Source organism: Amycolatopsis umgeniensis, assembly GCF_014205155.1.
In the GTDB taxonomy this organism is placed as follows: domain Bacteria; phylum Actinomycetota; class Actinomycetes; order Mycobacteriales; family Pseudonocardiaceae; genus Amycolatopsis; species Amycolatopsis umgeniensis.
Genome location: NZ_JACHMX010000001.1, coordinates 546,560 through 567,909 on the forward strand (window position 1 = coordinate 546,560; position 21,350 = coordinate 567,909).

Genomic DNA, 21,350 nt, shown 5'->3' on the forward strand with positions numbered 1-21,350 from the left:
ACATGCCGAAGCACCGCCCTCGACAGACGGACAGGCTGTCCGCCCGGCACCGGACGGCCTTCGCGCTCGCCGGTGGCGCGCTCGCCGTCCTGCCCGCGGTCACCGCCTCGGCGGGTCCCGACACGCCGATCGCCGCGCCGAAACCGGCCGCACCGCAGAACCAGGCCGCGGCCTGGCAACCGCCGGTGGGCACGGTCCCGGAGATCGCCGTCGACGGCAGCCTCCCCGAGCCGCCCAATCCGGACCCGCTGACGGTCCCCGGCGGCACCGGCAACGTCGGCGGCTCGTTCGCGCCGTCGGGCGCGCTCGGCATCCCGGCGAGCATGATGAAGGCGTACAAGAACGCGGCCGACATCCTCGCGAAGGAACTGCCCGGCTGTCACATCGACTGGGCGCTGATCGCGAGCATCGGCCGCATCGAGTCCAACCACGCACGCGGCGGCTATGTCGACGCCAAGGGCAACACACTCGAACCGATCCTCGGCCCGCAGCTCAACGGCGCCGGCCCGTTCGCCGCGATCTCCGACACCGACGGCGGCAAGTACGACGGCGACACGGTGTGGGACCGCGCCGTCGGCCCGACGCAGTTCATCCCGTCCACGTGGAAGGGCTACGCCTCCGACGGGAACGGCGACGGCGAGTCGAACCCGAACAACATCTACGACGCGACGCTGGGCTCGGGCCGCTACCTCTGCTCCGGCGGCGTCGACCTGACGTCCGAGCAGACCCAGCGCGTGGCGGTGTACCGCTACAACCACTCGCTGTCCTATGTGGACACCGTGATCCGGTGGGCGGTCTCCTACCGCGGCGGAGTCGCGACGTTCCCGGACAGCCAGGTCCCGGTCGGCGCCCCCGACTCCCCGGACGTCGCCGCCGGCGTGCCCGGTGGTCAGGTCCCGGTGCCCACCCTGCCAGGCACTCCCCCGCCCGGCACGACCACCCCGCCGCCGACCCCGTTGCCCGGCACGTCGTTCCCGCCGAGCAGCAGCACACCTCCGAGCAGCACTTCGCCCTCGAAGCCGACGAGCACCCCGCCGTCCTCGACCCCGCCCTCGTCGACACCGCCTTCGAGCACGCCCCCGTCATCGACGCCTCCGCCGTCCAGCACGTCTTCGGCGCCGCCGTCGTCGACACCGGCGGGCAACACCGGTGAGACGACCCCGACCAGCTCCGCTTCGCCCACCCCGTAACTCACGTGATCAGGGACCGCACACCCGAGTGCGGCCTCCAATCACGTGAGTCCCGTCCCCGATCACACGAGTGCGGTCCCTGATCACACGAGTCACGCCTTCGCCTGACCCAGCACTCCGGCTCGTGAGTGGCAAGGACAGTTCTAACCCGATTTGCCACTCACGAGACACGCGGGCCGAGCCGGTGCTTTCGCGTGACCGAGCGGACGACGCGCGTGATCAGACGGACGACACGCGTGTCGTCCGTCTGATCACGCGACACCGCCGGACCGTAGGTACCTAAGACACGGTTGGCCCCAACCCGAATCGCCACTCACGAGGTGCGGGCACCCGGAATGTCCTGAAGCCACCCCGCGTTGTCGCTTCTCGTAGCTCACCAACCAAGAGAAGCGAGACACGGATGTCGTCTTTCGTCATGACCGCCGAAGAACGGGAAGCGTTCCTGAGCGAGGTCCACGTCGGGGTCTTGGCCGTGGAGCGGGAAGGACGGGCTCCGCTGGCCGTACCGGTCTGGTACGACTACGAGCCCGGCGGGGAACTCCTGATCTGGATGGACGGCGGTTCGGTCAAGGACAAGACGATCAAGAAGGCGGGCAGGCTCAGCCTGGTCGCGCAGTCGGAGACCTTGCCGTACAAGTACGTGACGGCCGAAGGGCCGGTCATCGCCAACGCCGCGCCGCCGACCCGGGAGCAGGCGCTGAAGATCGCGCGCCGCTATCTGCCGGAGGCGGAGGCCACGAAGTACGTCGACGGTGCCCTCAGCGACAATTCCGTGCTTGTCCGCGTCCGGCCGGAGAAGTGGCTGAGCAACGACCAAGGCAAGGCTTGATCGCATGACGGTGTCCCGGCGGGCGAACCGCCGGGACACCGTCATCAGCCCGCGATCGGCTCGAACTCGACGACGCTGTCGAGCGCCTTGCCCATCGCGGCGTTCCCTTCGCGTTCGATCATGATCTCCACCAGCACCGGCCGCGACGTCCGCTCGGCCTCCTTGCGCGCCCACTCCAGCGACGCCCGGATCTCGCCCGGCTCGGTGATGCGGGTGCCGGAACACCCGTAGGCCTCCATCACCTTCACGTTGTCCGTGCCGTTCTTGTCGTAGTGGATGTCGACCTCGAAGTTCATCTCGTAGCCGGTCTCGGCCTGCCGGATGAGCCCGAGGTACTCGTTGTTGAGCATGATCAGCACGAATCCGACGTCGTACTGCGCGGCCACCGCCAGTTCCTCCACCAGGAACTGGAACGAGTAGTCCCCGACGACGCCGACGACTTCGGCCTCCGGTTTCGCCTTCTTGACACCGATCGCCGCCGGGATCTCCCAGCCGAGCGGGCCAGCCTGGCCGCACACCTGGTAGTGGCGTGGCTTGTGCGCGCGCTGGAACTGCCCGGACCAGATCTGGTACAGCCCGATCGCGGTGACGAAGTAGGCGTCCTCGCCGTAGAACTCGTTGATCTCCTTGAACACCCGGGGAGCCTTGATCGGCGTGTCCTCGAAGTCCTCCCGCCGGGGCAGGCTCTCCTTCAACTCGCCGATGCGTCGCGGCCAAGCGCGGTCTCGTGCCGGAGAACGCCGCGACGCCGCCTCGATCAGGGCGTCCAGGAACGCGCCCGTGTCCGACACGATCCCGAGGTCCGGCCCGAACACTTTGCCCAGCTGTGTCGGCTCGATGTCGACGTGGATGAACTTCCGGCTGCCGCGGTAGACGTCGAGGTCACCGGTGTGCCGGTCGCCGAACCGCGCGCCGAGCGCCAGCACCAGATCCGCTTCGAGGAAGGCCGCGTTCGCCCAGCGCTGCGACGTCTGGATACCGGCCATACCCGCGAACAGTTCGTGGTCCTCGGGGAAGGTCCCCTTGCCCATCAGCGTCACGCCGACCGGGACTCCGAGCAGTTCGGCCGCTGTCCGCAGCCGATCGCTCGCGCCGCCCAGCACCACGCCGCCGCCCGCGAGGATCAGCGGCCGTTCGGCGGCCAAGAGCAGATCCAGCGCCCGCTCGACCCTGGCGGGCGACGGCGTCGCCGTGATGACCGGCAGCGGCGAGTCGATGCTGGAGTCCCATTCGATGTCCTGCCGCTGGACGTCGATCGGCAGGTCGATCAGGACCGGGCCCGGACGGCCGGACCGCGCGATCCGGAACGCCTCCCGGAACACCCAGGGCAGCTGCGCCGCCTCCTTGACCTGCACCGCCCATTTCGTCACCGGCTTGGCGATCTCGACGATGTCGACGGCCTGGAACGCTTCGGTGTGCAGCTTCCGCGAGTCGGCCTGCCCGGTGATGCACAGGATCGGGATCGAGTCGGCCTGCGCGGTGTAGAGGCCGGTGATCATGTTCGTCCCGGCGGGCCCGGAGGTGCCGATCGCGACGCCGACGTTGCCGGTGGTCCTGGCCCACCCGTCGGCCATATGGGTCGCGCCTTCTTCGTGGCGCACGATCAGGTGCTCGATGCCGCTGCCCTGCATCGCGTGGTACAGCGGGAGGATCGCGGCACCGGGGCAGCCGAACGCGGTGTCGACGCCCTCACTGATCAGGACGTCGACGACGGCCTGCATGGCGGGGATTCTGGGCATTCCTCACTCCTTGCTTTCCGCGCCGGACAGCGCTTCGACGACCTTCAGCAGGGCGGAGTGATCGAGCGAGCCGTGTCCCATCGCCCGTCCGGCGGCGACGAGCTGGGCGACCAGCCCGGTGATCGGCAACGCGACGTCGGCCTGCCTTGCGGCGGCGAGCGCGATGCCCATGTCCTTGTGGTGCAGATCGATCCGGAAACCCGGCGCGAATTCCCGCGCCACCATGGACTTCCGCTTGAGCTCGAGGATCCGGCTGCCCGCCAGGCCGCCCGCGAGGACGTCCAGCCCGACACCGGCGTCCACACCGGACGCCTCGAGCAGCACGATCGCCTCGGCGATCAGTCCGTAGGTCCCGCCGACGACCAGCTGGTTGGCGGCCTTGACGACCTGGCCGGCGCCGTGCGGCCCCACGTGGACGATCGTCTTGCCGACGGCCTCCAGGATCGGGAGCGCGGCGGCGAAATCGTCGTCGTCACCACCGGCCATAATGGACAGTGAGGCCTGCTCGGCGCCCGCCTGACCGCCCGAAACGGGCGCGTCCAGCACGCGGATCTCCCGTTCGCCCGCCCGCTCGGCCACCTCGATGGAGGTCTCCGGCCGGATCGTGCTCATGTCGATCAGCAGGGTTCCCGGTTTTGCCGATTCCAGCACCCCGCCCGCCGCCAGCACGACGGCCTCGACCTGCGGATGGTTCGGCAGCATGGTGATGACGACTTCCGCGCCGGCAACGGCGTCCGTGATCCCGTTCGCAGCCCTGCCGCCCGCCTCTTCCAGCCTGGCGAGCGCGTCCGCGTTCGTGTCGAATCCGCTCACCTCGTGGCCGGCGGCGACGAGATGTCCCGCCATCGGCCCGCCCATGATCCCCAGGCCGATGAATCCCAGCTTGGTCATGCCAGTCCCCTTCGTTCGAAAGGCAGCCACGACAGCGAATCCGCGCTCGGCCCGTCGGGTTTGTACTCCACGCCGACCTGCCCGCGGTAGCCCGCCGTCTGCAGCTTTTCCAGGTATCCCTCGATGTCCAGCGTTCCGGTCCCCGGCTGGTGGCGCCCTGGGGAATCGGCGATCTGCACATGGCCGATCCGTCCGGTGTGGACGGTCGTGACCGTGTCGAGGTCGTCACCGTTGACCGCCAGGTGGTACAGGTCGGCCAGCAGCTTCACGTTGTCCCGCCCGAGTTCGTCGAGCACCTTCAGCACGTCGTCCGCGGTCTTGAGCGGGTACTTGTCCGCCCCCGACAACGGCTCCAAGACGACCTCCGCGCCGATCCCCGCGGCCGCGTCCGACGCGAGCGCCAGATTCGACAGGCCCAGCTTGTCCTGCCCGGCCGGGTCCGCGCCGTCGATCCGGTTTCCGTAGAGCGCGTTGAACCGGCGGCAGCCGAGCCGCTCGCCGAGCTCGATCGCGGAGGCGAGGCCGCGGGCGAACTCGTCCTCGCGGCCGGGCCAGGTGACCAGGCCGCGGTCGCCGCCGGCCATGTCACCGGGGAAGAAGTTCAGCCCCGTCACCGCGACACCCGCGCGCTCGACCGACGCCACGAACGCGTCGGCCTCGGCGGCGTCCGGTACCGGCGCCTCGAACGGCCACCAGTACTCGACCGCGGTGAAACCCGCCGCCCGCGCCGCCTCCGCACGGTCGAGCAACGGCAACTCGGTGAAGACCAGTGACAGGTTCAGCACGTAGGGCAAGGCATGACGCGAACCGGCAAGATCAACCATCGAAACCTCAGTTATTTCGCTCTGCGGAAACTTTCTTTCGTATATCGAGAATAGCCCGCTGACCTGTCCTCGGTCAACGGGCGGTATACCGGCGACGGGAGCTGGGTGCCCGTGAGCGCGACGTGTTCGCGGGCGGCGACGGTGAGCGTCCAGTAGCGAAGGAGGCCTTCACGGGCCGCATCCCGAATCGCCAGTCACGACCCACCGGACGTTGCGAAAGCCACTTCCGCAACGTTGAAGGTTGCGAAAGTGGCTTTCGCAACGCCGCAACGCCGCCCCCAAACCTGGCACCCGCCCCGACCCACTGCGCCGGGGGTGACCGTCAGCGGTTCTGGACGTGCTGCCAGCCGAAGCGGCCCTTGATGCAGAGGTTCCCGTGCGTCACCGAGCTCTCGTGCGGCGAGGTGACCTTGACGATCTCGTTGTCCTGGACATGCAAGGTGAGGTTGCAGCCGACCCCGCAGAAGGTGCACACGGTGGTCGTCGCGGTTTGCCGGGACTCGTCCCAGGTGCCGTCCTCGCGCTTGTCGTGCTCGCGTTTGAAGCTCAGCGCGCCTGTCGGGCAGACCTCGACACAGTTTCCACAGTAGACACACGCGCTGTCCGGCAGAGGATTCGCGAACTCCGTCGAGATCCGCGCGTCGAATCCCCGCCCAGCCATGGTGATGGCGAAGGTGTTCTGCCACTGCTCGCCGCAGGCGTCGACGCATTTGTAGCACTGGATGCATTTCCCGTAGTCGCGGACGTAGAGTTCGTTGTCCACCTTGACCGGCTGGCGTACGGTCGCCGCCGTCATCCCGTCCGGGATCTCGTGCTCGCCTGGACGACGCTCGTCACGGTCGCTCGAAGGCGCTGCCGGCGGGCCGAAGCGTCCGGGTTCCGCGTCGCACTCGGTCATCCAGCCCGCGACGTCGGGGGTGGTCGACAGATCCGTGGCCGAGCCGAGGAGTTCGAGCACCACCTTGCGGCTGAGCCGGGTCCGGTCGGTCTCGGTCCGCACCACCATTCCCGGTTCCGCCTTGCGGGAGCACGACGGCACGAGCGTGCGCGTTCCCTCGACCTCCACCATGCAGACACGGCAGGCGTTCGCCGGTTCGAGTGTGTCGCCGTAACACAACGTCGGGATGTTCTTTCCCGCCGCGGTACAGGCATCGAGGATCGTGGAGCCTTCGGGAACCCGGACCGTCTCACCGTCCACAGTGAACTCGATGAGCCGCCGCGGGAGTCCTATTTCGACAATGGTCACGTTCGCTCCTCCAGCGCGCCGAGCCGGTCGATCGCCGACTCGATGGCGTTCCAGGCGGTCTGGCCCAGTCCGCAGATGGACGAATCCCGCATCACCTGGCCGACTTCGCGCAGCAGCGCGAGATCGTCTCCGCCGGTGCTGAGCTTCCGGCCGCCGACGATCCGGTGCAGTGCCTCCTCCTGCCGCACGGTCCCGATGCGGCAAGGCACGCACTGCCCGCACGACTCGTCACGGAAGAACGCGGCGATCCGCAGCAGGAATCCGCCGAGGTCGGCCCGGTCGTCCAGCGCCAGCACGACTCCCGAGCCGAGTGTGGTCCCGGCCGCGCGGGCGTCCTCCATGGTCAGCGGCAGGCCGAGCTCGTCGGGCCGGACGAAACCGCCCGCCGCGCCACCGAGCAGGACGGCCCGGAGTTCGCGGCCTTCCGGCACTCCCCCGGCCAGTTCGAGCAGTTCGCCCAACGTCGCCCCGAACGGCACCTCGTACACACCGGGACGCCGGACGTTGCCGGACAGGCAGAACAGCTTCGGCCCGGCCGAACGCTCGGTCCCGATGCGGCGGTAGGCCTCGCAGCCCTCGGTGAGGATCAGCGGGACGTTGACCAGGGTCTCGACGTTGTTCACCACCGTCGGCTTGCCGAACAACCCCTTCTCCACCGGGAAGGGCGGTTTGGTTCTCGGCTCGCCGCGGAACCCCTCGATCGAGTTGAAGATCGCCGTTTCCTCGCCGCAGATGTAGGCGCCCGCGCCCCGCCTGATCTCGATGTCGAACGAGAAACCGTGGCGTCCCATGATGTTCTCACCCAGGAACCCGCGTTCGCGGGCGACGTCGATCGCGTTGCGCAGCAGCCGCAGGGCTCGCGGGTACTCGCCGCGCAGGTAGACGTAACCCTTTTGCGCCCCGATGGCGAACGCGGCGATGGTCATCGCCTCGACGAGCGCGAATGGGTCACCCTCGATCAGGACTCGGTCCTTGAAAGTGCCCGGTTCGCTCTCGTCGGCGTTGCAGACCAGGTACCGGGTCCGCTCCGGTTGCCGGGCGGTGGCGTCCCATTTCCGGCCGGTCGGGAACGCGGCCCCGCCGCGGCCCATCAGCCCCGAGTCGGTCACTTCGCGGATGACCCCGGCCGAGCCGAGCACCAACGCGTTGCGCAAGGCCGCATAACCGCCCGCCGCGCGGTAAGCGTCCAGGCTCTCGGGGTCGACGACGCCGACTCTGCGCAGCAAGCGCAGTCCCGGTTCCCCTTGCTGCGGAACGGAGATCGGCGCTTCCTCCCGATCGAACGTCCCGCGGGCGATCTCCTCTGGGGTCGCCGGAGCGAGCAAGCGTTCCTCGGCGGGGTCGCCCGCTTCGAAAGCCAGCGCCGCGGGGGCGCGTTCGCAGACACCCAGGCAAGGACTGCGATGCCAGGTGAACCCCGCGGCGCCGGCGGTCTCGGTCAGCGCGTCGCACACCGCCTCCGCGCCGTTGACCCGACAGGCCAGGTCCGTGCAGACGTGGACGACCCGCGGCGGCCGTTCCTTCAGCGAGAACAGCGCGTAGAAGCTGGCCACCCCGTACGCCTCCGCCGGCGGGACGTTCAGCCGTCGGCAAATGTGGTTCAGCGCTCCCTGGCTGATCCAGCCGACCCGGTCGTTCACCGCGTGCAGGGCCGGGAGCAACTGATCGCGGGCCGATCCGGTCCCGAGCGCGTCGACGGCCTCCCGTTCGGTGTCCGTCGGTTCGGCGTTCAGGAAGCGCAGGTCCATTCGGGACTCCTCACACGGTGGCGGGCAGCTTCTCGACCCGGATCGCGGCGGCCTTGTACTCGGCCGTACCCGCGACCGGACAGGTCGCCTCGATGGTGATCACGTTGACGTCGATCTCGTCCGGGAAGTGGAAGGTCATGAACGCCAGGCCCGGACGCAGCCCCTCGTCGATCCGGACCGGCGCCTCGATCTCGCCGCGGCGGGACGAAATCCGCACGACCTCGTCCTCGGTGACTCCCAGCTTGACGGCGTCGGCCAGGCAGAGATCGAGGGTCTCCCCACGGCGCAACGGCGACGGGAATCCCCCGGACTGGACGCCGGTGTTGTACGAGTCCAGCCGTCGCCCGGTGGTCAGCCGGATCGGGAAGTCCTCGGTGAGCAGGTCCACCGGCGGGCTGTGCACGATCACGGTGAACGGCGCCGGGCGGCCGCGTTTCGCCGGGTCTTCCTCCCAGAGACGCCCGTGCAGGAACGTCGGTTCGAGCTCGTCCTCGCGGTAGCAAGGCCATTGGATACCGCCGAGTTCCTCGAGCCGTGCGTAGCTCATCCCGGCGTGCATCGGCGACAGCGTCCGGAGTTCGTCCCAGACGTCCTCGCCGCCCTCGTAGTGCCAGTCGTGGCCGAGACGGCGGGCGAGTTCGCACAACAGCTGGATGTCGTCACGCGCGCCCTCTGGCGGTTCGAGCGCCTTGCGGACCCGCTGGACCCGGCGCTCGCTGTTGGTGAAGGTGCCGTCGGATTCGCACCAGGCCGCCGAGGCGGGCAGCACGACATCGGCCAGCTGCGCGGTCTTGGTGAGGAAGATGTCCTGCACCACCAGGTGGTCCACATTGGACAACCGTTTGATCGTGTGCTCGCAGTCCGCCTCGGACTGGACCGGGTTCTCCCCGATGATGTAGACGCAGGTCAGCTCGCCACGCTCCATCGCGTCGAGCATCTGCGTGAGGTTGAGACCCTTGTGCGGCGGAATGGCCGAACCCCACGCCGCGTCGAACTTCGCCCGGACGCCGGTGTCCAGGATGTTCTGGAACCCGGGCATCCGGTCCGGGATGGCGCCCATGTCGCCGCCGCCCTGGACGTTGTTCTGCCCGCGCAACGGGTTGAGCCCGGCGCCGTAGCGGCCGACGTGCCCGGCCAGCAACGCGAGGTTGATCAGCGACAGGACGTTGTCGGTGCCGTTGTGGTGTTCGGTGATCCCGAGCGTCCACGACAGCTGGCCGCGATCGGCGCGGGCGTAGGTGTGCGCGAGTTCCTTGATCAGCTCGGCCGGGACACCGGTCGTCTCTTCGGCGACCTCGAGCGTCCACGGCTCGACCGACGCCGCGAACTCGGCGAGACCCTCGGTGGCACGTTCGATGAAGGCGGTGTTGGCGAGTCCGGAGTGGATGATCTCGCGGGCGATCGCGTGCGCCAGCGGGATGTCCGTGCCGACGTGCAACTGGAGTTGCCGGTGCGCCCAGCTCGCGGTGCTGGTGCGGCGCGGGTCGATGACGAACAGCTTCGCGCCGCGGTGGATCGCCTTGAGCACGTGCTGGAAGAAGATCGGATGCGCTTCACGCGGGTTGCCACCCCAGACGACGATGACGTCGGCGTCTTCGATCTCCTGGTACGAAGACGTTCCGCCGCCGCTGTCGAACACCCGTGCCAGCCCGGCGACACTCGGCGCGTGACAGGTGCGGTTGCACGAATCGACGTTGTTGGTACCGATCACCGCCCGGGTGAACTTCTGCGCGACGTAGTTCATCTCGTTGGTCGCCCTGGCACAGGAGAACATGCCGAAGGCTTCGGGCCCCTTGGTCTCGAGCGTGCGCCGGAACCCGGCGGCGGCGCGCTCCAGCGCCTCCTCCCAGGTCGCCGGGCGCAACACTCCCGAGTCGCGGACCAGTGGCTGCGTGAGCCGGACGTACGGCTCGGTGTTCTTGCGCTTCACCGGGTTCCTCCGATTCAGTGCGCTCCGACGGGAACGGCGTTCGCGGTCTGGTCGAGCAGGCCGATCGCGGCGTGGACGTGCCGCAACGCGGGGGCGGACACGCCGGTGAGCTCGGCGAGTTCGACGACGGCGCCGATGATCGCGTCGATCTCCAGCGGTTTGCCCGCTTCGAGGTCCTGCAGCATCGACGTCTTGTGGTGGCCGACGCGCCAGGCGCCGTTGATGCGCTTCTCGACCGACACCTTGGGGTCGCTGCCCGCGGCACGGGCGATCGCGAGGGTCTCGTTCATCATCGTGGCGACGAGCTCGCGGGTGTCCGGATGCTCGCACATCTGGACCATGGTCGCCCTGGTCAGCGCGCTGAGCGGGTTGAAGGCGACGTTGCCCATGAGCTTGACCCAGATCTCGTCGCGCAGGTCGAGTTCGACCGGCGCCTTCAACCCGCCCGCGATCAGCGCGTCGGCGAGCGCCGCGCACCGCGAGGAGACGCCGCCTTTCGGCTCCCCCAAAGCGAATCGGGTGCCTTCGAGATGCCGGATCACGCCTGGTTCCTCGATCACCGTCGAGCAGTAGACGACGCAGCCGATCGCGCGCCTCAGCTCCAGGACCTCGCTGACAGCGCCGCCGGGATCGACCGTCTCGACGCGACGGTCCTCCAGCGGATGTCCGGTGAGACCGTGGAAGTACCACCACGGGATCCCGTTCTGCGCGGCCACGATCGCGGTGTCCTCACCCAGCAGTGGCGCGATCAGCGGACCGCACGAGGCGTACGAATTCGCTTTCAGGCCAAGGAAGACGAAGTCTACGGGGCCGACTTGCGCCGGATCGTCGGTGACGTGGGGCCGGACGGTGAAGTTCCCGCGCGGGCTGAGCACCCGCACGCCGTGAGCGCGCATCGCGTCCCCGTGCGCCCGCCTCGCGATGAGGTGGACCTCCGCCCCGCCTCGGTGCAGCGCGGCCCCGACGTACGCGCCGATCGCGCCCGCTCCCAGAACAGCGACCTTCATGACGTGCCTCCCGCTCAGCCGAAAGACCAGATTGCATACAGTATCCTGTAGATGGTCGCCGCGCCAGCCCGCATTCCGTCACGCCACCACCCGGAACTCGCGTGTCTGGAGACGGAACTCGCGTGTCTGGAGGCCGATCTACCCCGTAGCCGCCCCTCGACGCGAGTTCCGCCCCCAAGCACGCGAGTTCCGGGTCTGGTCACGTGAGTTCCGCCTCCAAGCACGCGAGATCGGCGTTGGCCGCGGGACAGGACCGCATCCAGAGGACGAAATGCGGAATGAAGGGGAGATTGTCGGGATTTTGCATACCAAAACCTGTATCCTGAGGCGGACGAGTCCTCCGGAGGTCCTGTGAGCCAGCCCGTTTCACCCCTGCCCGAGCGCGGTCCCACCGGCCGCCGCACCAAGGGCACGCTCAGCTCGGCGACGGCCAAACGCGTCGAGCGGCCGGCGCCGTTGCGGCAGGTCGTCTACGACGCGCTCGCGGAGCTGATCATCAACCGGACCCTCGAGCCCGGCCAGCACCTCGTCGAGGCCGACCTCGCCGAGTACCTGGGCGTGAGCCGGCAGCCGGTCCGGGAAGCGTTGCAGCGCCTGCAAAGCGAAGGCTGGGTGGACCTCCGCCCCGCGCAGGGTGCCTTCGTGCACATGCCCACCGACGAGGAGGCCGATCAACTCCTCAGCGTGCGCACCGTCCTGGAGGCGCACTCCGCCCGTCTCGCCGCCGACAGGGCCGGGGACGAAGACGTCGAACGCTTGTGGGAACTGCAGAAGACCGGGCTGGAGGCGTTGGCCGCCGACGACACCGAAGGCCTCGTCGCGGCCAACGCCGCACTCCACGCGTTCATCACCGAACTGTCCGGGAACACCGTCCTCGCCGAGATGATCGGCATGGTCGATCGCCGGGTCCGCTGGTACTACACGCCGATCGCCCGCCCCCGAAGCCACGACGCCTGGCACGAACACGAGGAACTGATCAAGGCCATCGCCGCCGGTGACACCACCGCCGCCGAGCGGATCATGAACCAGCACACCGAGCGCACCCGGCAGGCCTTCCACGAACGCCCGAAGGAGGACTAGACGGGCTTCAACTCCTGTTCAGGCCGGGGAGTCCGCGTCCGCGAACGCCCGGGCTGGCGCAGCAGCAAACTGAGCGCGGCCGCGAACAGGCTCGTCCCGCCCGCGAGGAAGAACGCGCCGCCGTAGCCCCACGCCACCACGACCATCGCGCCGACACCGGAGCCGACCAGGCCCGATATCAGCTTCGAGCTGTAGACCAGGCCGTAGTTGCTGGCGTTGTTGTTCTCGCCGTAGAAGTCCGCCGTCATCGCCGCGAACAGCGGGAAGATCGCGCCGCCGCCGAAGCCGGACACCATCGAGGCGAGCAGGAACAGCGGCATGCTGCCGATCGAGCCGGACAGGTACACCGCGACCTGCGCGAGGCCGAGCACCACGCAGACCATGAACAGCGTCTGCCGCCGCCCGTAACGGTCGGAGATCCAGCCGATGACGCCGCGGCCGGTGCCGTTGATGATCGCCTTCAGGCTCATCGCCAGCGCGACGATCCCGCCCGCGAAGCCCATCTCGTTGCCGAACGGGACCTGCATCGCGATGCCGAAGATGTTCACCCCCGCCGTGCACAGCAGGCAGAACCACATCAGCGGCAGCATCCCGGTCCGAAGTGCTTCCTGGGGCGTGTACTGCTTCACCGCCGGCGGATTCTTCTGCAGCGACCGGCGGATCCGCGGATCGTCGGACACCTTCAGCGGGTCGACGTGCGACGGCCACCAGTTCTTCGGCGGGTCCTGGAAGTAGAAGCCGCTCACCGCGACCACCGCCGCCAGGAAGATCCCGACCACGAGCAGCACGCCCGAAAAGTTGGAAAGGTCCATGTAGGAGGTGAAGAGGAAGATGAACGGCACCGAACCGTAGGCGAAGCCGCCGTTGACGAAACCGGTCTTGCCGCCCCTCCGCTCCGGATACCACTTCCCCACCATGTTGACGCAGGTCGCGTAGACCAGGCCCGCCCCGCCACCGCCGAAGAACCCGAAGCCGAGATACGCCCAGACCTCACTGGGCGCGTAGGCGAGGGAAAGGTAGGCGAGCAGGGTGCCCGCCGCTCCCAACATCATCGCCGCCTTCGCCGGCAGGGTGCCGTTCTCCCGCATCTTCCCGGCGGGGAAGGCCACGATCGCCTGGAAGAACACCCAGACCCCGAGCAGCCAGAAGATGGTCGCGCCGTGCCAGCCGTGCGCCGACGACAGCGTCTCCTCCGCCGACGTGAACGCGTATTCCGAGGAACTGATGGCCATCATGGCGATCCAGGGCAGGATCACCATCGTCCATCGTGGACGGCCCATGATGTCGCGATCGGTCTCGCCGATCCGGTAGATCCGGCCGTTCGAATCGGTTACTTCCTTGTACGTTCCGGGTGGTTGAGCCGCGGTCGATGACGTCATTGTCATTCTCCTTGGGTCGGTTGGGGACCGGAAATCAGCCGAGAAGCCCCGCCGAACGTGCCCAGCGATACTTCGCGCCGAGTACGGCCACCGGTTTCTCCGTCGTGTACGGATAGGCCACGACGCCGTGCTCGTAGAGATAACTGCTGGCCTGTTCGACCTCGACGTCGCCTGCCAGCGAGGCGACGACGGGCTTGTGGATCCCCTTCGCGCGAAATTCGGACACGACCTCGGAAACCAGTTCCGCGAAGACCATCGGCGGGGTGACGATCGTATGCCAGTAACCGAGGATCAGGGCATGGATCCGCTCGTCCGCCAACCCGAGCGCGATCGTGTTCCGGTAGGTGGAAGGCGGTTCGCCGCCGGTGATGTCCACCGGGTTCCCGGCCGCGCCGAACGGCGGGATGAACTCCCGGAAGGACGTGTCGAGATCGGGCGGGATCTCCATCAGGCTCAGCCCGTTGTCCACACAGGCGTCGGAAAGCAGCACACCGGAGCCGCCCGCGCCGGTGATGATGACGACGTTCTCGCCCTTCGGTGTCGGCAGGAGCGGGATGCCACGCGCGTACTCGAGCAGGTCGTTCAGGCCGGGCGCCCGGATGACGCCGCTCTGGCGCAGGATGTCGTCGTAGACCTTGTCGTCACCGGCGAGCGCCCCGGTGTGCGAACTCGCCGCTTTCGCGCCTTGCGAAGTCCGGCCCGCTTTGAGTACGACGACCGGTTTCCGCTCGGAAACCCGTTTCGCCGTTTCCGCGAACGATCGCCCGTCTTTCAGGTCTTCCAGATGCATGGCGATGAGGTCGGTGTTTTCGTCCTGCTCGAAGAAGGTGAGCAGATCGTCCTCGTCGATATCGGCCTTGTTGCCCACTCCGACGATCGCGGAGACCCCCATTTTCGCCGACCGGCTGAATCCGAGGATCGCCATCCCGATGCCGCCGCTCTGTGAGGAAAGCGCGACACCGCCCTTGACGTCGTACGGCGTGCAGAACGTCGCCGAAAGATTCTCGGGCGTGTAGTAGTAGCCGTAGATGTTCGGGCCGAGGATCCGGACGCCGTGTTCCCGCGCGATCGCGACGACCTGGTCCTGTAACTCGATGTTTCCGGTCTCACCGAAGCCCGACGGGATCAGGATCGCGCCCGCCACCCCTTTCCGGCCCGCCTGTTCCAGCGCGGCGGGGACGAACTTGGCCGGAATGGCGAACACCGCGACGTCGACGTCACCCGGGACGTCGGAGATGCTCGGATACGCCTTGCGGTCCAGGATCTCGGCCGCTTTGGGGTTGATCGGGTGGATCTCGCCCGCGAAGCCGCCGTTGACGAGGTTCTTCATCACCGAGTTGCCGATCTTGCCCGCTTCGGCGGACGCCCCGATGACGGCGATCGACGCCGGTTTCATGATCCGGGTCATCGACGCCAGGATCTCCTCCTGGCCGAACCGCACCGGCTCGCGCGCGGCCTCGGGATCGACCAGGATCCGGACGTCGACCGCGGTGGCGCCCTCGGGCGTGGCCAGCACCGGGTTGAGGTCGACTTCGGCCAGTTGCGGGAAATCGGTGACCAGAGCGCCAACGCGTGTGAGCACGTCGGCGAGCGCTTCCCTGCTCACCGGTTCCGCGCCGCGCACCCCGTGCAGGATCTCGGCGGCCGCGATCCCGTCGATCATCGAGAACGCCTGGTCACGCTCGAGCGGGGCCAGCCGGAACGTGACGTCCTTGAGTACCTCGACCAGCACCCCGCCGAGTCCGAAGGCGACGATCTTGCCGAACGTGGCGTCGGTGGTCGCGCCGATGATCACCTCCTGTCCGGTGGTCAGCATCTGCTGAACCTGGACACCCGTGATGTCCGCGCCGGCGTCGTACGCCTTCGCGTTGGCCACGATGGTCCGGAACCCGGCTGCCACGGCGTCCGCCGACGCCAGGCCGACGAGCACCCCGCCCGCCTCGGTTTTGTGGAGGATGTCGGGCGAGACGATCTTCAGCACCACCGGGAGACCGATCTCCTCGGCCTGCGCGACGGCTTCCTCCGCGGTGGTCGCGAGCCGCTCTCGCGGCGTCGGGATCCCGTAGGCCTCGCACACCTGACGGCCTTCCGGCGCGGTCAGCGAGGTGCGGCCTTCGGCGGCGATCTTCTCGAGGATCTTTTCGACGATCTCTTTGTCTGCCATGCGCCCTCTCCCTCAGATCACGCCGGCCGCGCGCAGCCGGTCCAGGTCGTCCGCGCCGTAGCCGAGTTCGCCGAGGACCTCGGCGTTGTGCTCGCCGAGCAAGGGCGAGCGTTCGACCTCGACCGGCGAATCCGAGAGCTTCAGCGGGCAGCCCACCGTTTTGAAGGCACCTCGTTCGGGGTGCTCGACCTCGACGACCGTGCCCAATTCGGCCAGCGTGGCGTCCTCGGCCAGCTCACGGGTGGACAGGATCGGCCCGCAGGGGATGTTGTGGGCGTTGAGCGCCTCCATCACCTCCCATTTGGTGTGCTTCTCGGTCCACTCCTCGATCATCCCGAACGCTTTGTCCAGTTTGGACAGTCGCGCCTCCGGCGTCGACCAGTCCGGATCTTCGGCCAGTTCGGGTTTCCCGATCAGTTCGGCGATGGGCTGCCAGCCGACCGGCTGGATGATCACGTAGATGTAGTCGTTCGGGCCGCCCGGCGCGCATTTCACCGCCCAGCCCGGCTGCCCGCCACCGGAGGCGTTGCCCGAACGCGGGACCTCGTCGCCGAAGACGTCGTTCGGGTACTCGTTGAGCGGACCGTGCGCCAGTCGCTGCTGGTCGCGGAGTTTGACGCGGCAGAGGTTGAGCACCGCGTCCTGCATCGCGACCTGGACCCGCTGGCCCCGGCCGGAGTTGGTGCGCTGGTACAACGCGGCGAGGATCGCGGCGACCAGGTGGATCCCGGTTCCCGAGTCCCCGATCTGGGCGCCGGTCGCGGTCGGCGGGCCGTCCTCGAACCCGGTGGTGCTCATCGCGCCGCCCATCGCCTGCGCGATGACTTCGTAGGCCTTGAAATCCGCGTACCGGCCAGGGCCGAAACCCTTGATGGAAGCGTAGATCAGCCGGGGGTTCAGCTCCGCAAGCCTCTCCCACGGGTAACCGAAGCGGTCGACGACGCCGGGCCCGAAGTTCTCCACCAAGACGTCCACACTGGACGCGAGCTGCTCGAAGACCTTCTTTCCCTGCTCGCTCTTCATGTTCAGGGTGATGCTGCGCTTGTTGGCGTTGAGCATCGTGAAGTAGAGGCTGTCCACCCCCGGCAGGTCACGGAGCTGGCCACGGGTGATGTCGCCACGGCCCGGTGTCTCCAATTTGATCACGTCCGCGCCGAGCCAGGCCAGGATCTGCGTGGACGAAGGTCCTGATTGGACATGCGTCATGTCGAGGACACGGACGCCGTCGAGTGCCTTTCCCATCGGTGATCCCTCCCGGCTACTTGTACATGGTCTGGTTCATGGTTCCGGGCGCGTACACGTCCGGATCGATCCAAACGTTGATGAGCGAAGGCTTCCCAGACTCGCGGGCGCGCAGGAGCGCCGGGCCGATGTCCGCGGGGTCACGCACCGCCTCGCCGTGCCCGCCGAGCATCCGGGCGAACTCGTCGTAGGGGACGTCGCCGAGCGTGTTGCCGATCCGTTCACGGCCGAGGCCGTACTTCGCGGCCTGCCCGTAGCGGATCTGGTTCATGGACGAGTTGTTGCCGACGATCCCGACGAACGGCAGATCGAAGCGCACCAGGGTTTCGAAATCCCAGCCGGTCAAGCTGAACGCGCCATCGCCGAACAGCGCGACCACCTCCTTCTCCGGCCGCGCGTGTTTCGCGGCGAGCACGAACGGGATCCCGACGCCGAGCGTGCCGAGCGGACCCGGGTCCATCCAGTGCCCCGGTGCCTTCGGCTGGACGACCTGTCCGGAGAACGTGACGATGTCGCCGCCGTCGCCGATGTACAGCGAGTCTTCGGTGAGGAACTCGTTGATCTCGTGCACCAGCCGGTACGGATGGATCGGGCTCGCGTCGGAATGCTGGAGCGGCAACCGCTTCTGCTTCGCCTTCTCCTCCACGCCCTGCAGTTCCTCCAGCCAGACCTTGCGCGCGACGGCGCCGTTGTCGACCCGTCCGGTCGCCGCCTCCGCGACCGCGGCGAGCACCTGACCCGCGTCACCGACGATGCCGAGGTCGACGTCCCGGTTCTTCCCGACGGTGCGGTAGTCGAGATCGATCTGTACGACCGTCGCGTCCGGGGACAGCCGTTTGCCGTAGCCCATGCGGAAGTCGAACGGGGTGCCGACGATGACGATCACGTCGGCGTTGTCGAAGGCGTAGCGGCGGGAGAGCTGGAAGTGGTGCGGGTCGCCGGGCGGCAGCGTCCCGCGGCCGGCGCCGTTCATGTAGGCCGGGATGTTCAGCCTGCGCACCAGTTCGGTGGCCGGTTCGGTGGCCCGCGTCGTCCACACCTGGCTGCCCAGCAGGATGGCCGGCTTCTTCGCGTGGACGAGGAGGTCGGCGAGTTTCTCGATGTCGGCGGGGTCGCCGGCGTTACGCGTGGAGGCGCGGTATCGGCCCGCCGAGGGAACCCGCGCCTTGTCCACCGGGACCTTCGCGTCGAGGACGTCGCGGGGTATCTCCAAAAAGGACGGTCCGGGTGCGCCGTGGTAGCACTCGCGGAACGCCATCGAGACCAGGTCCGCCACCCGCGCGGTGTCCGGGACGGTCGCGGAGAACTTGGTGATCGGCGCCATCATGTCGACGTGCGGGAGGTCCTGCAGCGACCCCATCTTGTGCTGCGTCAGCGCTCCCTGCCCGCCGATGAGGAGCATCGGGCTCTCCGCGCGCAAGGCGTTCGCGACACCGGTCACGGCGTCCGTCGTCCCCGGGCCCGCGGTGACGACGGCGCACCCCGGCCGGCCGGTGATCCGCGCGTACCCGTCGGCCGCGTGCGCGGCGACCTGTTCGTGCCGGACGTCGATGACTTCGATGCCCTCGTCGACGCAGCCGTCGTAGATGTCGATGATGTGCCCGCCGCACAAGGTGAAGATCGTGTCGACGCCCTCCGCCTTGAGCGCCTTGGCCACCAGGTGGCCGCCGGAGATCAGATCCGGGGCGGGTTCGGAACCGTTGGTGGTGGCCTTCGCGGTGTCCGCCGAGTCCACCCGGCCGGTCGTTGGCGCCATCGTTCAACTCCTCTTTCTCGCACGCCGGACCTCTCTGATCCGTGCGCTCGTTCCGGATCTGCTCCGTCCGCGCGGCCCCTACGCAAAGCCCCTGGTCGCGGCAGACTGTAGATTGCATACCGTATGAGGTAGGCATATAGTTACTCTTCGAACGCTCCGGTGTCCAGGGCCGCAAGCAGGTTTCTTCCGCCCGCCGGGGCTCGTCCTCTCCCACAGAGAAAGGACTTCGCGTGGACCTTTTCGAGCACGAGGCACGAGATCTCTTCGAGCGGCACGGCGTCCCGGTCCCCCGGGGAAAGGTCGCCACCACCCCGGAAACGGCAAGGGCGATCGCCGTCGAACTCGGCGGATCCGTCGTGGTCAAGGCCCAGGTGAAGACGGGCGGGCGCGGCAAGGCCGGCGGCGTGAAGGTCGTCCACTCCCCTGACGACGCCGAGCAAGCCGCCGAGGACATCCTCGGAATGGACATCAAGGGACACTTCGTCCACGAGGTGCTCGTCACCGAGGCCAGCGCGATCGCGGACGAGTTCTACCTCTCGTTCCTGCTCGATCGCGCAGAACGGACGTTCCTCGCGATGGCCTCGGCCGAAGGCGGAATGGACATCGAGGCGGTGGCGTCCGCCACACCCGAGGCGCTGGCAAGGATCCCGGTCGATCCGCGGACCGGTGTGGACACCGCCCTGGCGGCGCGGATCATCGAAGCCGCCGGGTTGCCCGAAGCCGCGGCCGACGCCGTCGTCGCGCTGTGGAACGTCTTCGTCGCGGAAGACGCCACGCTCGTGGAGGTCAACCCGCTGGTGCTGACCACGGACGGAACGGTCGTCGCGGTGGACGGAAAGGTCACGCTGGACGCCAATGCCGCGTTCCGGCGACCGTCCCACGCCGTGTTCGTCGACTCACCGGACGAAGACCCGCTCGAACGACGTGCCCGCGAGGCCGGGCTCAACTACGTCAAGCTCGACGGCGACATCGGCGTGATCGGCAACGGCGCCGGACTGGTGATGTCCACTTTGGACGTCGTGGCGGCGGCCGCGGCGGAGGCGGGCGCCCGCGGCCCGGCGAACTTCCTCGACATCGGTGGCGGGGCGTCGGCGGAGATCATGGCGGCCGGGCTCGATGTAATCATCGGCGATGACCAGGTGCGCAGCGTTTTCGTGAATGTCTTCGGCGGGATCACCGCCTGTGACGCCGTCGCCGACGGGATCGTGCGCGCGCTCGCCCTGCTCGGTGACAGCGCCGCCAAACCGCTCGTGGTGCGGCTCGACGGCAACAACGTCGCCGAGGGCAGGCGGATCCTCACCGAGGCGGCGCATCCCTTGGTGACCCTGGTGGACACGATGGACGACGCCGCGGGCGCGGCGGCGAAACTGGCGGCAGCGGAACCGGAGGCGTGAAATGGCGATCTTCCTCGACGAACACAGCAAGGTCGTCGTCGCGGGCATGACCGGCGCCGAAGGACGCAAGCACACCGCGCGCATGCTGGCGGCGGGAACGAACGTCGTCGGCGGGATCAACCCACGCAAAGCCGGTCAAGTGATCGCTCTGGCGGGCAGCGACCTGCCGGTGTTCGGCAGCGCGACGGAAGCCGTCAGCGCGACCGGCGCGGACGTCTCGGTGCTGTTCGTCCCGCCGCCCGCGGTGAAGGACGCCGTCATCGAAGCCGTCGACGCGGGTATCCGGCTGGCGGTCGTCATCACCGAAGGGGTTCCGGTGCACGACGCGGCCGCGTTCTGGGCCCACGCCAAGGAAAGCCCGACCCGCGTCATCGGGCCGAATTGCCCCGGCGTGATCAGTCCCGGCCGGTCCAACGCCGGGATCATCCCGGACGGGATCACGAAACCCGGGAGGATCGGCCTGGTCTCGAAATCCGGCACGCTGACCTATCAGCTGATGCACGAACTGCGCGAGCACGGGTTCTCGACCTGCGTCGGCATCGGCGGCGACCCGATCATCGGCACGACGCACATCGACGCCGTCGAGGAGTTCGAGATGGACCCCGAGACCGACGTGATCGTGCTCATCGGCGAGATCGGCGGAGACGCGGAAGAACGCGCGGCCGAATACATCCGCTCGCGGGTGAGCAAACCCGTCATCGGGTACATCGCCGGATTCACCGCGCCGGCAGGAAAGACGATGGGGCACGCCGGCGCGATCGTGTCCGGGTCGAGCGGGACGGCCGAGGCGAAGAAGAAGGCACTCGAGGCGGCGGGGATCCAGGTCGGCCGGACTCCGGGCGAGACCGCCGCGCTCGTCCGGGAAACCCTCTCCCGCGTTTAGTCCTCTGGATGCGGTACTTGCACACGCAAGTACCGCATCCAGAGGACT

The 21,350-nt window shown here is 68.3% G+C and carries 16 protein-coding genes; 5 read left to right on the top strand and 11 right to left on the bottom strand.

Annotated features, from left to right (window positions below):
- The first annotated feature begins 2 nt into the window (after window positions 1–2).
- Together HDA45_RS02380 and HDA45_RS02385 are read left to right on the top strand one after the other, a co-directional pair.
- A complete protein-coding gene (locus HDA45_RS02380; protein WP_184891667.1) occupies window positions 3–1,190 on the top strand; it encodes a lytic transglycosylase domain-containing protein in 1,188 nt (395 codons plus the stop codon).
- 400 nt (window positions 1,191–1,590) lie between these two features.
- Window positions 1,591–2,019 carry a pyridoxamine 5'-phosphate oxidase family protein gene (locus HDA45_RS02385; RefSeq protein WP_184891668.1) on the top strand — a complete coding sequence of 143 codons (429 nt, stop codon included), beginning with the start codon at window positions 1,591–1,593 and terminating at the stop codon, window positions 2,017–2,019.
- 44 nt (window positions 2,020–2,063) lie between these two features.
- On the opposite strand, the gene gcl is transcribed toward HDA45_RS02385, so the two are convergent.
- From gcl to HDA45_RS02420, 7 genes are all read right to left on the bottom strand, one after another.
- Entirely contained in the window at window positions 2,064–3,758 is a 1,695-nt protein-coding gene (gene gcl / locus HDA45_RS02390) for a glyoxylate carboligase (protein WP_184891669.1), read from the bottom strand.
- Between the two features lie 3 nt (window positions 3,759–3,761).
- On the bottom strand, window positions 3,762–4,649 hold the full coding sequence (locus HDA45_RS02395) for an NAD(P)-dependent oxidoreductase (RefSeq protein WP_184891670.1): 888 nt from the start codon (window positions 4,647–4,649) through the stop codon (window positions 3,762–3,764).
- Complete coding sequence (locus tag HDA45_RS02400) at window positions 4,646–5,473, bottom strand: hydroxypyruvate isomerase family protein (RefSeq protein ID WP_184891671.1); 828 nt, start codon at window positions 5,471–5,473, stop codon at window positions 4,646–4,648. The genes HDA45_RS02395 and HDA45_RS02400 overlap by 4 nt, the downstream gene beginning before the upstream one ends.
- A 322-nt stretch (window positions 5,474–5,795) precedes the next feature.
- Complete coding sequence (locus HDA45_RS02405) at window positions 5,796–6,719, bottom strand: 2Fe-2S iron-sulfur cluster-binding protein (protein ID WP_184891672.1); 924 nt, start codon at window positions 6,717–6,719, stop codon at window positions 5,796–5,798.
- On the bottom strand, window positions 6,716–8,467 hold the full coding sequence (locus tag HDA45_RS02410; RefSeq protein ID WP_184891673.1) for an NAD(P)H-dependent oxidoreductase subunit E: 1,752 nt from the start codon (window positions 8,465–8,467) through the stop codon (window positions 6,716–6,718). Before HDA45_RS02410 ends, HDA45_RS02405 begins: the two co-directional genes overlap by 4 nt.
- A 10-nt stretch (window positions 8,468–8,477) precedes the next feature.
- Window positions 8,478–10,397: a molybdopterin-dependent oxidoreductase gene (locus HDA45_RS02415; RefSeq protein WP_184891674.1), complete on the bottom strand. Its 1,920-nt coding sequence runs from the start codon at window positions 10,395–10,397 to the stop codon at window positions 8,478–8,480.
- A gap of 14 nt (window positions 10,398–10,411) precedes the next feature.
- Window positions 10,412–11,404 carry a 2-dehydropantoate 2-reductase gene (locus HDA45_RS02420; RefSeq protein ID WP_184891675.1) on the bottom strand — a complete coding sequence of 331 codons (993 nt, stop codon included), beginning with the start codon at window positions 11,402–11,404 and terminating at the stop codon, window positions 10,412–10,414.
- A 351-nt stretch (window positions 11,405–11,755) separates the two neighbouring features.
- On the opposite strand from HDA45_RS02420, the gene HDA45_RS02425 reads away from it, so the two are divergent.
- Window positions 11,756–12,484: an FCD domain-containing protein gene (locus HDA45_RS02425; RefSeq protein ID WP_184891676.1), complete on the top strand. Its 729-nt coding sequence runs from the start codon at window positions 11,756–11,758 to the stop codon at window positions 12,482–12,484.
- On the opposite strand, the gene HDA45_RS02430 is transcribed toward HDA45_RS02425, so the two are convergent.
- Genes HDA45_RS02430 through HDA45_RS02445 form a run of 4 tightly spaced genes read right to left on the bottom strand, consistent with a single transcriptional unit; the run spans window position 12,481 to window position 19,025 of the window.
- On the bottom strand, window positions 12,481–13,863 hold the full coding sequence (locus HDA45_RS02430) for an OFA family MFS transporter (protein WP_184891677.1): 1,383 nt from the start codon (window positions 13,861–13,863) through the stop codon (window positions 12,481–12,483). The two genes, HDA45_RS02425 and HDA45_RS02430, sit on opposite strands and share 4 nt — an antisense overlap.
- 34 nt (window positions 13,864–13,897) lie before the next feature.
- Entirely contained in the window at window positions 13,898–16,027 is a 2,130-nt protein-coding gene (locus HDA45_RS02435) for an acetate--CoA ligase family protein (RefSeq protein WP_184891678.1), read from the bottom strand.
- A 12-nt stretch (window positions 16,028–16,039) separates the two neighbouring features.
- Window positions 16,040–17,269, bottom strand: coding sequence for a formyl-CoA transferase (gene frc, locus HDA45_RS02440; RefSeq protein ID WP_184891679.1), 1,230 nt, complete (start codon window positions 17,267–17,269; stop codon window positions 16,040–16,042).
- 16 nt (window positions 17,270–17,285) lie between these two features.
- Complete coding sequence (locus tag HDA45_RS02445) at window positions 17,286–19,025, bottom strand: thiamine pyrophosphate-binding protein (RefSeq protein WP_221470991.1); 1,740 nt, start codon at window positions 19,023–19,025, stop codon at window positions 17,286–17,288.
- A 230-nt stretch (window positions 19,026–19,255) separates the two neighbouring features.
- Here HDA45_RS02445 and sucC point away from each other — a divergent pair, with 230 nt between their 5' ends.
- Together sucC and sucD are read left to right on the top strand one after the other, a co-directional pair.
- Window positions 19,256–20,419, top strand: coding sequence for an ADP-forming succinate--CoA ligase subunit beta (gene sucC / locus HDA45_RS02450; protein WP_184891680.1), 1,164 nt, complete (start codon window positions 19,256–19,258; stop codon window positions 20,417–20,419).
- A 1-nt stretch (window position 20,420) separates the two neighbouring features.
- The gene (gene sucD / locus HDA45_RS02455) at window positions 20,421–21,302 is read left to right on the top strand and encodes a succinate--CoA ligase subunit alpha (RefSeq protein WP_184891681.1); all 882 of its coding nucleotides are present in this window, start codon (window positions 20,421–20,423) and stop codon (window positions 21,300–21,302) included.
- Window positions 21,303–21,350: the final 48 nt, after the last annotated feature.

Excerpts from the sequence above, each read along its gene's own strand:
- HDA45_RS02380 (WP_184891667.1), top strand. The coding sequence starts at position 3 with ATGCCGAAGCACCGCCCTCGACAGACGGACAGGCTGTCCGCCCGGCAC.
- HDA45_RS02385 (WP_184891668.1), top strand. The coding sequence starts at position 1,591 with ATGTCGTCTTTCGTCATGACCGCCGAAGAACGGGAAGCGTTCCTGAGC.
- gcl (WP_184891669.1), bottom strand. The coding sequence starts at position 3,758 with ATGCCCAGAATCCCCGCCATGCAGGCCGTCGTCGACGTCCTGATCAGT.
- HDA45_RS02395 (WP_184891670.1), bottom strand. The coding sequence starts at position 4,649 with ATGACCAAGCTGGGATTCATCGGCCTGGGGATCATGGGCGGGCCGATG.
- HDA45_RS02400 (WP_184891671.1), bottom strand. The coding sequence starts at position 5,473 with ATGGTTGATCTTGCCGGTTCGCGTCATGCCTTGCCCTACGTGCTGAAC.
- HDA45_RS02410 (WP_184891673.1), bottom strand. The coding sequence starts at position 8,467 with ATGGACCTGCGCTTCCTGAACGCCGAACCGACGGACACCGAACGGGAG.
- HDA45_RS02420 (WP_184891675.1), bottom strand. The coding sequence starts at position 11,404 with ATGAAGGTCGCTGTTCTGGGAGCGGGCGCGATCGGCGCGTACGTCGGG.
- HDA45_RS02430 (WP_184891677.1), bottom strand. The coding sequence starts at position 13,863 with ATGACGTCATCGACCGCGGCTCAACCACCCGGAACGTACAAGGAAGTA.
- HDA45_RS02435 (WP_184891678.1), bottom strand. The coding sequence starts at position 16,027 with ATGGCAGACAAAGAGATCGTCGAAAAGATCCTCGAGAAGATCGCCGCC.
- frc (WP_184891679.1), bottom strand. The coding sequence starts at position 17,269 with ATGGGAAAGGCACTCGACGGCGTCCGTGTCCTCGACATGACGCATGTC.
- HDA45_RS02445 (WP_221470991.1), bottom strand. The coding sequence starts at position 19,025 with ATGGCGCCAACGACCGGCCGGGTGGACTCGGCGGACACCGCGAAGGCC.
- sucD (WP_184891681.1), top strand. The coding sequence starts at position 20,421 with ATGGCGATCTTCCTCGACGAACACAGCAAGGTCGTCGTCGCGGGCATG.